Below are 13,654 nucleotides of genomic sequence, written 5' to 3'. Positions count from 1 at the left end.
ATTACGGATCACTTGTATGCAACTACATCATGGTAACGAAGCTGGCGCCGCCAGCCTGAGCGGCGTGGCGCCGCAGCAACTTACCGGCAAACTGTTCTTCTGGGCGATTACCTCGGCACTGGCCGGTTTTCTGTTCGGCTTCGATACGGTGGTCATTTCCGGTGCCGAGCAGACTATCCAGAAACTGTGGGGACTGAGCGCCGGCATGCACGGGCTGGCACTGGGGGCAGCCCTGTACGGCACGGTGCTGGGCTCACTACTTGGGGGCTGGCCTACCGACCGGCTGGGCCGTCGCGCCACCCTGCAATGGATAGGCGTGCTGTACATCCTGTCTGCATTGGGCTGCGCGCTGGCCAACGACGTGACCACCTTCATCATTGCCCGCTTCATCGGCGGCATAGGCATAGGTGTATCGACCATCGTCGCGCCGCTCTATATTTCCGAAATTGCGCCGCCTGCCGTGCGTGGCCGGCTGGCCGGCATGTTCCAGTTCAACATCGTGTTCGGCATCGTAGTGGCCTTTGCTTCCAACGCTGTGCTGGCCGGTACCGGGGAGCAGGCATGGCGCTGGATGCTGGGCGTGGCCGCGGTGCCGTCCGTGCTGTACACGCTGTTCTGTCTAGCTTTGCCGGAAAGCCCGCGCTGGCTGCTGGCACGCAAGGGCGACCGGGCCGGTGCGCTCTCCGTGCTGCGCCTGATTCAGCCACAGGCCAGCGAACCGGCGCTGGCGGCGCAAGCTGACGCGATCGAGCAGGCCTCGGCCGAGCCGGTACAGAAGAGCAGCGGTTTCTGGAGCTGGCGCTTGCGCAAGCCCATCGCGCTGGCGTTTCTGGTGGCTTTCTTCAACCAGCTGTCCGGCATTAACGCCATCCTGTATTTCGCTCCGCGCATATTCGAGCTGACGGGGCTAGGCGCCGAAGCGGCGCTGCTGCAATCGGTCGGCATCGGCATCACCAATCTGGTGTTCACTTTCGTGGGCCTGTGGCTGATCGACCGGCTGGGCCGTCGCAGCCTGCTGTACATTGGCTCGGTCGGCTACATCGTGGCGCTGGGTCTGTGCACATGGGCCTTCCGGACGGGCCACTTTGCCATCGTGCCGGCCTGTATCTTTGCCTTTATCGCCGCACATGCAGTGGGTCAGGGCGCAGTGATCTGGGTGCTGATTTCTGAGATCTTCCCCAACCGCTACCGTGCCCAGGGACAGACGCTGGGCAGTGCCACGCACTGGGTATTTGCGGCAGTACTGACCACGGTGTTTCCGAAAATGGTGGAACTGTCAGGCGCCAACCAGCAGCCCACGCAGGCTTCGTGGATCTTCCTGTTCTTCTGCCTGATGATGGTGCTGCAACTGGTCTGGGTGCGTCTGGCCGTACCGGAAACCAAGGGTGTGGCACTGGAGCAGATACAGCGCCAGCTGGGCATAGACTAGGCCATGCGCGCCAGGTGCCTAAGATGATTTTTGTTATATAGATGTGCAATTTAAATCGTTGAGTGTATGTGGGGACGGTTTTAAGCTGATGGAATGTTGTTATTTCATCTCTTAATGGAGTCCCAATGAAGCTGGAAACTATCGCCGTCCATGGCGGCTACCAACCCGATCCCACTACCCGCGCCGTCGCGGTGCCGATCTACCAGACCGTGGCCTACGCCTTCGACGACACCCAGCACGGTGCCGACCTGTTCGACCTGAAGGTGCCGGGGAATATCTACACCCGCATCATGAATCCCACCCAGAACGTGCTGGAGCAGCGGGTGGCGGCGCTGGAAGGCGGCATAGCCGCGCTGGCACTAGCGTCCGGGCAGGCGGCCATTACCTATGCGATCCAGACCATCGCCGAAGCGGGCGACAATATCGTTTCCGCTTCGGCCCTGTATGGCGGCACCTACAATCTGTTTGCCCACACTCTGCCGCAGTTCGGCATCAGCACCCGCTTTGCCGATGCGCGCAATCCGGCTTCGTTCGAGCCGCTGATCGATGAACGTACCAAGGCTGTATTCATCGAGTCGATCGGCAACCCGCTGGGGAATATCACCGACATCGCAGCAATTGCGGAGATCGCCCACCGCCATGGCGTGCCGCTTATCGTCGACAACACGGTGGCCTCGCCCTATCTGCTGCGCCCCATCGAGCACGGCGCCGACATCGTGGTGCACTCGCTGACCAAGTATCTGGGCGGCCATGGCAATTCCATCGGCGGCGCGATCGTCGATTCCGGCAAATTCGCCTGGGCCGAGCACCCGCAGCGCTTCAAGCGCCTGAACGAGCCCGATGTGTCCTACCACGGCGTGGTCTATACGCAGGCATTGGGCGCGGCTGCCTACATCGGCCGTGCCCGCGTGGTCCCGCTGCGTAATACCGGCGCCGCGATTTCGCCGTTCAATGCTTTCCTGATTCTGCAAGGCATAGAGACGCTGGCACTGCGCATGGAGCGCATTACGGAAAATGCCTTGAAGGTCGCGCAGTTCCTGCAGCAGCATGCGAAAGTGCAGTGGGTGAATTACGCCGGACTGGAAGGCCATCGCGACCATGGGCTGGCGCAGAAATATCTGGGCGGGCGTTCCTCCGGTCTGCTGACCTTCGGCGTGCAGGGCGGGCTGGAGGGCGGGGCCCGCTTCCAGGATGCGCTGCAGCTATTCACCCGCCTGGTGAACATCGGCGATGCCAAATCGCTGGCCTGCCATCCCGCTTCCACCACCCACCGTCAGCTCAACGAGCAGGAGCTGGAAAAGGCTGGCGTAACGGTCGATACCGTACGCCTGTCGGTCGGCATCGAGCATATCGATGATCTGCTAGCGGATCTGGATCAGGCGCTGGCCGCCGTCTAAGCGGCGCAAGCCTTAGCAAACAGTGCAGCGGGGCTCAGGCAGCCACGCTGCGCTTCTGCACGATCTTGTCGATCTTTTCCTTGAGGGTGGCGCTGGTGAAGGGCTTGACGATGTAGCCGTCTGCGCCAGCCTGGGCCACGGAGAGAATGTTTTCACGCTTGCCTTCGGCCGTGACGATCAGCACGGGCATCTTGCGGAATTCACGGGTGGCGCGCACTGTTTTGAGCAGTTCCAGCCCGTCCATCTGCGGCATGTTCAGGTCGGTGATGATGAAGTTGATCGGTGGTACCGCATCATTGTGGTTCAGGCGAGCCAGCGCTTCGCGGCCGTCCGCTGCTTCCGTCACTTTGCCGTAGCCGAGGTCTTTCAGCAGATTGCCGATTACGGCACGCATACCTGAAAAGTCATCGACGACCAGAAAATGTAAATCCGCAAGCATGTGCAACCTTAGAACTTTTATACCCTGTGGCGGGCAATTTTAGCGAGCCCGCATCTTATCATTAACGGCTGATTCTGTCCCATACGCGCCAGTACGTAGACTAGAGGCTATCCAGTTCTGCACGCGTGCGGCTGGCCTGTTCCTGCAGTTCTGCAAGTGATGTGGCATCCATCCTGCGCAGCTGCTGGTAGACCATGGCTAGCCGGTGATTCTTGCTCAGGCTGGCCGCATTGCGCTGGAAGAAGTCCCAGTACAGTGCGTTGTAGGGGCAGGCCCGCTCACCGTTGCGCTGCTTTTTCTGGTAGTGACAGCCCTTGCAATAATCGCTCATGCGGTCGATGTAGGCAGCGCTGGCTACATAGGGCTTGGTAGCCAGCAGGCCGCCATCGGCGAACTGGCTCATGCCCAGCGTGTTGGGCAGTTCCACCCACTCGAAAGCATCGATGTACACGCCCAGATACCACTGATGCAAGGCTTGCGGCGAAAGCCCGGCCAGCAGGCTGAAATTGCCGATTACCATCAGGCGGTTGATGTGGTGGCTGTGCGCATGGGCTAGCGACTGGCCCACGGCGGCTGCCAGACAGCGCATGCGGGTCTGGCCATTCCAGAACCAGTGCGGCAGCGGCGTATGGTGGCCGAAGGCATTGAGCTGGTCATAGCCCGGCATGCGGTGCCAGTACACGCCGCGTACATACTCGCGCCAGCCCAGTATCTGGCGGATATAGCCCTCGGCCGAGGCCAGCGGCACCTGACCCGCATGGTAGGCTGCTTCTACCCGCGCTACCACGGTCTGCGGCGCCAGCATCTTGCTGTTCATCGCGAACGATAGCAGCGAATGGAACAGCCGCCACGCCTTGCTGCTCATGGCATCCTGAAAACGCCCGAAGTGGGGCAATGCGTCGGTGACGAAGTGATCGAGCTGGGCCAGTGCTTCGGCGCGACTTAAGGGCCAGCGGAAATCGGCGGCACAGGGTTCGCCAAAGCTGGCCACTCCGGCGTCCTGTATGGTCTGCCACAGCGCGCTGTGGTCATGGTGGGGGCGCTGATCGGACGGCTCCCATGGCAGGCCGGGCCAGGCTTCGCGGTTGTCGTGGTCGAAGTTCCATTGCCCGCCCAGCGGCTGGCCGCTGGCCGCTGGCCGTCAGCAGCACACCATGGCGCGTACGCATGTGGCGGTAGAACGATTCCATCAGCCAGCGCGCACGTCCATCGAAATGGCGCGCGGCTTCGTCGCGGCTGGTGTAGAAGTGTTCGCTGTCATCCATCTGGGTGGGGATGGACAGCTGCGCAGCATAGGCTTGCAACTGCTGGTCGAGACGATATTCGTCCGGTGCCTGCCAGTGCAGCGCGCTGGCGCCGTAGTGGGCGATCAGATAGTCCAGATTGGCCGGTAGCGACTGGCGGTTGTCGGCATCATCGATGTGCAGGTAGTGTACTCTGTGCCCCGCCAGCTGCAGACGGTGCGCCAGATCGCGCATGCCGGCAAAGATGGCGATGATCTTTTGCGCATGGTGAAGCACGTAGTCAGTTTCCTGCCGCACTTCCATCATCACGAACAGCACGTCGGCTGCGGGCTGGCGGAACCAGCTGTGCTGGCAGTTGAGCTGATCGCCCAGCACCAGTTTCAGGGTAATGCCCATGCTTAGCCCAGCTGTGCGGGATTCATCTGCCAGATGGTGTAGCACAGCACACCGGCAAAGCTGACCCACGCCAGATAGGGCCACAGCAGCAGACCGGCCAGGCGCTCCAGCCGGTCAAAGCTGATGATGGTGGCCAGTATCAGCAGCCACATGGCCAGCAGGCATACAAAGGCCAGCGCACCCTGATGCCAGCCGAAGAACAGCCAGCTCCACAGCGCATTCAGCGCCAGCTGCGCCGTGTACAGCAGCAGTGCGTTGCGGGATGCGTAGAACCGGTGGCGGCTGATGCGCCATGCGGCGATGGCCATGAGCAGATACAGCACGCTCCAGACGGGACCGAACAGCCACGCCGGTGGCGCCCAGTCGGGCCGTTGCAGTGTGCCGTAAAAGGTGGCGGCCGAGATCGACGCGCGCGCGCCCAGCGCGGCGCAGGCGAACGTGAGAGGGAACCAGATCAGCTGGTAGAGCAGAGAAGTGCGGGAGGTGCTGGTATTCATGGCAAGGACGATAGTACAAACAAAAAGAAAAGGGCGAACGGTAGGCCGGTGCAGTGGCTCTGGTGCAGGCAGCTGTGCGGCTTCACGCTTGCTGTACGCGGAACTGGCGCCGCAGCCAGCGTATCGGCGCTCCGACTACGGGCAGCTTCTGCAACAGCTCTTCGGCCGCGTCCCAGTAGTCGCGGTGGTGGCTGACGCGGCCTTCGGCATCGAAGCGCAAATGGCTGCCGCCTTCGATTTCATAGTGGCGGCCACGCAGGTCGAAGCTGAAGATCCATGTTGCAAACGCTTGCTGCTCCTGCACGATGCAACCGGTGATCACGAAGCGCGGATGCTCGGTAGTGGCAAACATGTGCTCGAAGATGGCAGTAATGGCGGCCACACCCTGCACGTCGTTGAAGGGATCGCGGAAGCGGGCGTCAGCGGCGTAATAGCGTGCCGCCTGCGCCAGCGTTTGCGGCGTGAGGGCGGCATACCATTCCAGCAGCGGGGTGGCGATAGTCATGTGGGCACCAGGAAGTGCGTCATCAGGGCGAAGCGCAGGCGGTAGGGCAGCCAGCGCAGCAGTTTCAGCGCCAGCGTGAAGCGGCGCGGGAAATGGATTTCGAATGCACCTGCGCTCAGGCCTTTGCGTATGGCTTGCGCGGCGGCCTGCGGGGTCTGCAGGGCCGGCATGGTGAAATCGTTCTTGGCAGTGAGCGGAGTCTGGACGAAACCGGGATTGATCAGATACACCCCCAGTCCGCGCGGGTGCAGATCGGCATACAGCAGTTCGGCCAGATTGATCAGCGCGGCCTTGCTGGGGCCATACACCGTGGCATTCGGCAGGCCGATATAGCCGGCCACACTGGCGACGATGGCAATGCCGCCGCTGCCGCGTGCCAGCATGTCGGGCAGCACGGTGGCGAGGCCCGTGTAGACGCTGCCCAGATTCACGGCCAGCGTGTGGGCGGCGCCGTCGGCGCTGATCTGCCAGCTGCGCTCGGGGTGGTAGTCTGCCGCGCAGAACACGATCAGGTCGACGCCGCCAAAGCGCTGGCAGACTTCGTGGTAGCGCTGCTGCCAGTCGCTCTGGTTGACGATATCGAATGTTGCTACCAGTGCGTGCGATGCCGCGGCAGCGACTGCCTGTAGCCGTTCGACGCGGCGTGCCGACAGCGCGACTTGGGCGCCGGCCGCCAGCAGCTCCTGCGCTAGCGCTGCGCCTATGCCGCTGGATGCACCGATTAGCCAGACGCGCTGCTGCGGCCAGTCGGTGATGCGGGCGTTGAGTGGAAAGTTCATGTTACGTGTTCCGCTCAGTCTTTACGCAAGTGGAATTGCACCACGTCGGTACGGCCTTCGTCAAAGGCAGCTTCGCAGTAGGCGAAATACAGATGCCAGATACGCAGGAAACCCTCGTCGAAGCCCTGTTCCACGATCTGGGGGCGGGTGGCGCGGCACTGCTGGTCCCAGCGCCGCAGCGTCTCTGCATAGTCGCGCCCAAAGGCATGGCGGCCTTGCGGCTGCAGGCCGGCGCGGCGTGCGCCCTGTTCGAAGCGCTCTACGCTGGGCAGCATACCGCCGGGGAAGATGTACTCCTGGATGAAATCGGTGCTGCTGCGGTAGCGGTCGAAATGCTGCGCGGCGATGGTGATCGACTGCACCAGCGCCTGGCCACCGGGCTTGAGCCTGGCCTGCAGCGTGCGGAAGTATTCGGGCCAGTACTGTTCACCCACAGCCTCGAACATTTCGATCGAGACGATGGCGTCATAGCTGCCCTGCAGATCACGGTAGTCGCACAGTTCTACCTGCGCCCGTTCCTGCAGCCCCAGTGCCTGCAGGCGCTGGCGCGCAATGGCCAGCTGGGATGGCGAGATGGTGACACCATGCACATGGATGCCCTGTAGCGCCGCCTGTTCGGCAAAGCCGCCCCAGCCGCAGCCTATTTCCAGCACACGGTCGCCGGGTTGCAGTTGCAGCGTATCGATAATGCGCTGGTACTTGCGGCGCTGGGCTTCGCGTAGCGTCAGGCTGTAGTTGCCATCGAACAGGGCGCTGGAATAAGTCCAGCTGTCGTCCAGCCACAGGCGGTAGAAGTCGTTGCCGATGTCGTAATGGGCGTGGATGTTGCGCTGGCTGCCTTTGCGCGTATTCGGCCGCAGCCAGTGACGCAGACGGTACCAGCAGCGCGCCAGCACACCGCCGAACAGCACCTGATCGAGCGCATCTTCATTGCGTAGCGCCAGCCGCAGCAAGGGTGTTAGCTCCGGTGTACTGATCCAGCCCGCGCCATAGGCTTCGGCAAAACCGATGTCGCCGGCCTGCAGCATGCGCTGGCAGCCGCGCCAGTCGTGGATCTGCAGCACGGCGTGGCTGCCGCTGTGGGCATCGCCGAACAGCATGCGGGTGCCGTCCGGCGTGATCAGTTCCAGATGGCCATGGCGCAGCTTGCCCAGCAGGCTCAGAAACAGCCGCGCACCGGCAGGCACGCTGCTGGCAGGATTGGTCAGTATATGGGTCATGGTGTGATCTCCTGGTGCACGGTAGTCGAAGCAAGCGGCGTTGGTGGCTGGCGGAAAAACGGCACGCGCTTGAGCCACAGGCGCAAAGCCTGCCAGTGGATGCGCGCCACAATGCCGAGACCCAGCAGCGGGAAGCGCAGCAGAGCGGCCAGCACGGCGCTATCACTGAGCGGCTGGGGCCGGCCACTCAGAGCGGTGCGCAACAGCAGCCCGTGCTGGTCGTAGTAATCGATGCTGGTGCTGTGGGCATGTGCTGCCAGCCGGAAGCGGAAACGGTAGTGGCCCTCGACTGCGCAGAACGGCGACACATGCAGCTGCTTGACGGCCTGAACGCTGCGGTGCTGGCCATCGGCACCGCCCAGTGCCAGCAGATAGCGGTGGGTTTCACCGAACGTGCTGTTGACTTCGGCCAGCACGGCACGTAGCTGGCCTTGCGCATCATGGCAGTGCCAGAAGCTGACGGGATTGAATACATAGCCGAACACGCGGGGAAAAGTCTGTAGCCAGATGTCGCCATCGGCCTGTATGCCATGGCTGGCCAGCAGTTGGCGCATCCAGTGCTCCAGACTGGAGCCGTCGCGCGGCCCGTAGTCACGCGTGCGCACGGACAGCGGGCGCCAGCAGTCGATGCCGAACCAGCGGGTACCGGCCTGCTCGAGCCTGGACAGGTTGAGCCGCACATAAAACACGGGATAGACAAAGCGGTTCAGGGCAGGGCGCAGGCGCGCATGCATGACCTGACCCTGCAGCAGCTGGGCGGCGCTGCTCATGGCAGACTGGCCCATGCCGGTGCCACGCCGTAGGCGCGGGCGATGCGCAGCGCGGATTTCAGGCCATCTTCATGGAAGCCGTAGCCGGTCCATGCGCCGGCGAACCAGATGCGTTCTTTGCCCTGTATCTGCGCCAGTGCCTGCTGGGCGTCGATGGCACGCTGGTCCATGATGGGGTGTTCATACTCGAAGCATGCCAGCGTGTGCTGTGCAGCCGGCGCTACGGGCGGATTCAGCGTCACCATCACGGGCGTGCTGAATGGCAACTGCTGTAGCTGGTTCAGCCAGTAGCTCACACACACGGGACGCTGGCCATCCTGCATGGGCGCGGATAGATAGTTCCACGCCGACCAGACCTTGCGCAGGCGCGGCATCAGCGCCAGATCCGTATGCAGGTACGCCGTATTCGGCTGGTAGCGCACGCCTTCCAGCACAGCGCGTTCGGCGGGGCAGGCATCCAGCACAGCCAGCGTGGTCGGCGCATGGGTGGCGAACACCACGGCATCGTACTCTTCGCTGCCCTGTGCAGTAACGACGCTGACGCCGCCCGCGTGACGGCGCACCTGCAGCACCGGGCTGTTCAGACGGCAGTCGGGCAGGGTGGCAGCGATCTTGCGCACATAGTTGCGCGCACCGCCCTGTACCGTGCGCCACTGGGGCCGGTCGTTCACCTGCAGCAGCGCGTGGTTGAGGCAGAAGCGCAGGAAGGTGGTGGCGGGGAACTGCAATATGTCGCTCGGCGAACTGGACCAGATGGCCGCAGCCATGGGCAGCAGATAGGCATCGCGGAAAGTGTGGCCATAGCCGTGCCGGGCTAGCAGCTGGCCCAGTGTCAGCGGCTGCTGCTCGGCCGCCGCCAGAAAGCGCCGGGCGTTGCCGTTGAAGTGCAGAATATCGCGCACCATGCGTAGGAAATGCGGCTTGAACAGGTTGCGGCGCTGGGCGAATACGGTGGCCAGACTGGTGCCAGCCCATTCCAGCGCGCCATCGGCCATGGAAACGGCAAACGACATATCGCTGGCTGTGCTGGCCACACCCAGTTCTTCGAACAGGGCAATCAGATTCGGGTAGGTCAGCTCGTTGTAGACGAGAAAGCCGGTATCCACACCCTGGCGCTGGCCTTCCAGTGTTACGTCGACCGTATTGGTATGGCCGCCCAGGTAACTGCCCGCTTCATACAGCACCACCTGATGGCGACGGTTGAGGAAATAGGCGCTGGCCAGGCCGCTGATGCCGGCCCCGATCACGGCGATACGTTGTGGTGTCAAAGTCATAGGCTATGGTGTGGTGTAGGCCGTTTTTCTACCGGCGTGCTAATATTACTACTAGCTAAACCAAAATGCTACTGATTAGTAGCTAAATTTTACCAATGAGTATCTTCAACAAATTAAGCTTTAAGAATCAGGCATTTAAGTTGCGCGAGCATGCCATCCTCGACGCGACCACGTCGGTGCTGAGTAGCAAAGGCTATGATCTGATGACGATGGACGACGTTGCCGGTGCGGTCGGTATCTCCAAACCCAGCCTGTACAAGCATTTCAAATCGAAGGAAGAACTGGTGGGCGAGGCGCTGATCCGTCTGCTCGACGGTGCGCTTGACTTCATGGCGGAACTCGATTCGGGACTGGGGCCGCTAGAGAAACTGCAGGCTCTGCTGGAATGGGCTTTGCGGGTGCGGCTGGACGGCGGCCTGCCTTTCCTGCCATCGACCAGTGCCCATGTGCGCGATATGCTGATGCGCAATGTGAAATACATGATGAAGGTGCTCAAGCTGAACCGCCAGCTGGAAGGGCTGGTGAAACAGGCGCAACAGCAGGGTTTGCTGAATCCGGAACTGCCCAGCGATGTGATTCTGTTCAGCTACTACGCTCGTACCTGTGATCCTGCAGTGGAATATCTGCAGAAGTTCAGCAAGATGTCGACCGAAGACATCGTCAGCAATATGCTGAAAGTCTGCTTCCAGGGGCTGCGCTAGGGCAGCACCTCTGCCTGCAGCTCTGACAGCTTCTAGAAGCCCAGATTGGCCAGCAGGTCGTCTACATCATCCTGTTTGAGGGCGACGCCACCCGCCGCGCCCGGGCCGGCCAGCAATTCGTCCTTGTTGATGCGGCTCAGTGCACCCGGCGGCGCAGCGTCGATCAGCAGTTTTAGCAGATCGTTCTCGGTGCGCTCGAGTACGGACACGACTTTCTTGATCAGCTGGCCCGTAAGGTCCTGGAAGTCCTGCGACAGCATGATGTCGGACAGGGCTGCGTGGGTAATATCGTGGCCTTCGCGTGCCTGCGCCAGATAGCTCAGGGTTTGCGCCATCAGTGACTTCATCTGTTCCGGCACCTGGGTATCGCCAGCCATAGCCTGCCACTGCTGCTGCAGTTGCTGCGCATCGCTGGCCAGCGCATCCTGGATAGGCTGCACATGCTCTACCTTGTTCAGCACCGTGTTGGCGGCCCGTTCGGTCAGCTCGCCTATGTGCAGCAGGCGCTCGCGTGCCGAAGGCAGTTCGCACACGGCATCGGCTAGCACTTCGTCGGCACCCAGTTCGCACAGTGCATCGTGCAGATCGCGCACAATCAGGCCTAGCCGGCTGAAGACGGCAGCGTTGTTGGTCGTTGGTACAGCGGAGGTTTTAATCCCGGTCATGCCAGCATCCTTCGTTATTGAGCTTGTCGAGGTGGGCTCAGCGCAGGCGGGTAGTTATCACCCTGACCATCAACATTATCCTGCGGAAACCACAATAGGCGCAATAATGCGCCAATTCAACAAATAATTCAATAAATTTGTTGGATTTAATTGATTTGCATTGTTGTTTCTGGCTTGGGGAAGCGTATCCGTATGCACAAGCCGTGGCCGTCGGGCCCATCGCCCAGGTTGATGCTGGCGCCATGCATTTCCACGATCTGGCGCACGATGGACAGGCCCAGACCGCTGCCGGGCTGGCTGGCATCGGCCAGCCGCACAAAACGTTCGAACACCCGTTCGCGCATGGCGGCCGGAATACCGGGACCGCTATCGCTGATTTCCAGCTCGGCCTGTTGCTGCTGCATGCCGCAGCGTATCTGTATGCTGCCGCCCGCCGGCGTGTAGCGCACGGCATTTTCCACCAGATTGCGCAGCAGGATGGTGATGGCGTCGGCATTCAGCAAACAGCTGGCTGGCGCCAGCTGTACGTGCAGGCTGAGCTGATGGCGTGCTGCCGCGGCGCGCCAGCCGGGCAGCGCATCAGTGATCAGTGCCGCCAGATCGCGCGACTCCAGCCCTTTGCTGCGCTGATACAGGGGGTCGAGCCGCGACAGCGTCAGCAGCTGGTCTACCAGCCGGCTGGCGCGATCGACACTGACGCCCAGCGCGGCGACAAACTCTTCCCGCTCGGCGTCGTTGCGGGCGCGCTGTATGACCTGCAGGTTGGTCTTGATGGCGGCCAGCGGGGTGCGCAGTTCATGGGCAGCATCGGCCGTGAAGCGCTGCTCGCGCTCCATGGCGCGCCGCACCCGTTCGAACAGGCGGTTGATGGCCTGTAGCAGGGGCAGGGCTTCGCGCGGCACGCCGGCCAGACTGACGTCGGCCAGATCGTTGGGCGTGCGGCTGGCCACTTCGCCCGTGCTCTGCTGCAGGCCACGGAACAGGCGCTGCACGCTCCACCAGATGGCCAGCGCGGCCAGCGCCACCAGCGCCAGTGCAAAGCCGCTCAGCTTGTAGGCGAAGCGGTGCGATATATCCTTACGGTGGGTGACGGGTTCGGCCACCTGTATCTGCAGCTGGCCGCTATTGCTCCAGCTGGCGTAGACACGCTGGCGGCCGTCCGGCCCGTCCAGCCAGCGCATGCCGCTATGGGCTTGCGGCCAGATGGGCTGGTCCGGCGCGCCGGGATTCTTGTACAGCAGCCGGCCCTGAACGTCCCAGATCTGGTACAGCAGGTACTGGCGGTGGTTGCGCTCGGCCGGCACGGCCACGATGATGGGCGAGGCGCTGCCATGTTCGCGCACCTCGTATTCGGCCAGCGAGAGCAGCAGGTGGGCGGTTTCCTCCAGTGACTGGTCGAACAGTTCCTGGCTTTCGTTGTCGGCTTCCAGATACACGATAACGGCGCTAAGTGCCCACAGCGCCAGCGTCAGGCCGATCAGCCAGCGGAATAGCGCATTGCGCAGCGACCAGACGGCAGGCTTGCTCATGCGGCGGCACCGCCTTGCTGGTCGAGCGGTTTATCGATGCAGTAGCCGATTGCATGCACGGTACGGATCAGGGTACGGCCCAGCTTCTTGCGCAGATGGTGGATGTGTACCTGGATGGCATTGCTCTCCACTTCCTCGCCCCAGCCGTACAGGCTTTCTTCCAGCTGCAGCCGGCTCAGGATGCGGCCACGGTTTTCGATCAGCGTCAGCAGGATGCTGTACTCGCGCAGCGTCAGCGGCACGTCGATGCCGCCTTTGCGCACGTGGCGGTCGGCCACGTCGATGACGATGTCGCCGTGGCTGAGGGTAGTGCGGCTGCGCCCGCTGGCACGCCGGGCCGCGCTGCGGATGCGCGCGGTCAGCTCATCCAGATCAAATGGCTTGATGATGAAATCGTCGGCACCGCCATCGAGGCCGGCAATACGGTCCGGTATCTGGTCGCGCGCCGTGACGATCAGGATGGCGCCTTCGTAGGCACTGGCGCGCAGGGCCGCCAGCACGCTCATGCCGTCACGGTCAGGCAGGCCCAGATCGAGCAGCACGCAGCCGTACTGGTGCAGGCGGGCGGCCGTCAGCGCGCTGTCGCCGCTACGTACCCAGTCCACCGCATAGCCGCCCTGTTCCAGCCCGATCTGGGTGGCACGGCCGAGCTGCGGATCATCTTCTGCCAGCAATATCCTCACTTTGCACTCCTGATCTGATCGACATAACGATGCTAGTTATCGCTTGTTAAGAACTTCTTAACAACTGGATTTCACTATGCCGCCATCGTTCACCCGTCTGGCTGTTCTATGAAAACCACCTCATTT

13 protein-coding genes and 1 pseudogene are annotated in these 13,654 nt (G+C 62.3%); 3 read left to right on the top strand and 11 right to left on the bottom strand.

The genetic code is table 11. The features are described from left to right. Positions 1–16 precede the first annotated feature (16 nt). Together GTP23_RS12575 and GTP23_RS12570 are read left to right on the top strand one after the other, a co-directional pair. On the top strand, positions 17–1,429 hold the full coding sequence (locus tag GTP23_RS12575; protein WP_161035427.1) for a sugar porter family MFS transporter: 1,413 nt from the start codon (positions 17–19) through the stop codon (positions 1,427–1,429). Positions 1,430–1,554: 125 nt separating this feature from the next. After that, positions 1,555–2,826: an O-acetylhomoserine aminocarboxypropyltransferase/cysteine synthase family protein gene (locus tag GTP23_RS12570; RefSeq protein WP_161035426.1), complete on the top strand. Its 1,272-nt coding sequence runs from the start codon at positions 1,555–1,557 to the stop codon at positions 2,824–2,826. Positions 2,827–2,860: 34 nt separating this feature from the next. Here the strand turns inward: GTP23_RS12570 and GTP23_RS12565 are convergent, their stop codons facing one another. The 8 genes and pseudogenes from GTP23_RS12565 to GTP23_RS12530 form a co-directional block, all read right to left on the bottom strand. Then, entirely contained in the window at positions 2,861–3,265 is a 405-nt protein-coding gene (locus GTP23_RS12565; RefSeq protein WP_161035425.1) for a response regulator, read from the bottom strand. A gap of 100 nt (positions 3,266–3,365) precedes the next feature. Further along, positions 3,366–4,905: pseudogene (locus GTP23_RS12560) on the bottom strand (cryptochrome/photolyase family protein). Between the two features lie 2 nt (positions 4,906–4,907). Continuing rightward, a complete protein-coding gene (locus GTP23_RS12555; protein ID WP_161035424.1) occupies positions 4,908–5,402 on the bottom strand; it encodes a TspO/MBR family protein in 495 nt (164 codons plus the stop codon). 82 nt (positions 5,403–5,484) lie between these two features. After that, entirely contained in the window at positions 5,485–5,907 is a 423-nt protein-coding gene (locus GTP23_RS12550; protein WP_161035423.1) for a nuclear transport factor 2 family protein, read from the bottom strand. Beyond that, positions 5,904–6,686 carry an SDR family NAD(P)-dependent oxidoreductase gene (locus GTP23_RS12545; protein WP_161035422.1) on the bottom strand — a complete coding sequence of 261 codons (783 nt, stop codon included), beginning with the start codon at positions 6,684–6,686 and terminating at the stop codon, positions 5,904–5,906. Before GTP23_RS12545 ends, GTP23_RS12550 begins: the two co-directional genes overlap by 4 nt. 14 nt (positions 6,687–6,700) lie before the next feature. Then, positions 6,701–7,906, bottom strand: coding sequence for an SAM-dependent methyltransferase (locus tag GTP23_RS12540; protein ID WP_161035421.1), 1,206 nt, complete (start codon positions 7,904–7,906; stop codon positions 6,701–6,703). Next, a complete protein-coding gene (locus tag GTP23_RS12535; protein WP_229256060.1) occupies positions 7,903–8,691 on the bottom strand; it encodes a DUF1365 domain-containing protein in 789 nt (262 codons plus the stop codon). The genes GTP23_RS12540 and GTP23_RS12535 overlap by 4 nt, the downstream gene beginning before the upstream one ends. Then, positions 8,673–9,950 carry an NAD(P)/FAD-dependent oxidoreductase gene (locus GTP23_RS12530; RefSeq protein ID WP_161035420.1) on the bottom strand — a complete coding sequence of 426 codons (1,278 nt, stop codon included), beginning with the start codon at positions 9,948–9,950 and terminating at the stop codon, positions 8,673–8,675. Before GTP23_RS12530 ends, GTP23_RS12535 begins: the two co-directional genes overlap by 19 nt. A gap of 95 nt (positions 9,951–10,045) precedes the next feature. On the opposite strand from GTP23_RS12530, the gene GTP23_RS12525 reads away from it, so the two are divergent. Continuing rightward, complete coding sequence (locus tag GTP23_RS12525) at positions 10,046–10,651, top strand: TetR/AcrR family transcriptional regulator (RefSeq protein ID WP_161035419.1); 606 nt, start codon at positions 10,046–10,048, stop codon at positions 10,649–10,651. 32 nt (positions 10,652–10,683) lie between these two features. Here GTP23_RS12525 and GTP23_RS12520 read toward each other — a convergent pair whose 3' ends face one another. The 3 genes from GTP23_RS12520 to GTP23_RS12510 all read right to left on the bottom strand — a co-directional run bounded on the left by GTP23_RS12520 (position 10,684) and on the right by GTP23_RS12510 (position 13,528). Next, positions 10,684–11,316, bottom strand: coding sequence for a protein phosphatase CheZ (locus GTP23_RS12520; protein ID WP_161035418.1), 633 nt, complete (start codon positions 11,314–11,316; stop codon positions 10,684–10,686). 146 nt (positions 11,317–11,462) lie between these two features. Beyond that, positions 11,463–12,845: a sensor histidine kinase gene (locus tag GTP23_RS12515; protein WP_161035417.1), complete on the bottom strand. Its 1,383-nt coding sequence runs from the start codon at positions 12,843–12,845 to the stop codon at positions 11,463–11,465. After that, positions 12,842–13,528 (bottom strand): response regulator transcription factor, encoded by a 687-nt coding sequence (locus GTP23_RS12510; protein WP_161035416.1) that lies wholly within the window; start codon positions 13,526–13,528, stop codon positions 12,842–12,844. Before GTP23_RS12510 ends, GTP23_RS12515 begins: the two co-directional genes overlap by 4 nt. Positions 13,529–13,654 lie beyond the last annotated feature (126 nt).

The organism is Duganella fentianensis (assembly GCF_009857835.1).
GTDB lineage: Bacteria > Pseudomonadota > Gammaproteobacteria > Burkholderiales > Burkholderiaceae_D > Rugamonas > Rugamonas fentianensis.
This window is presented reverse-complemented; position numbering and strand designations above follow the sequence as displayed.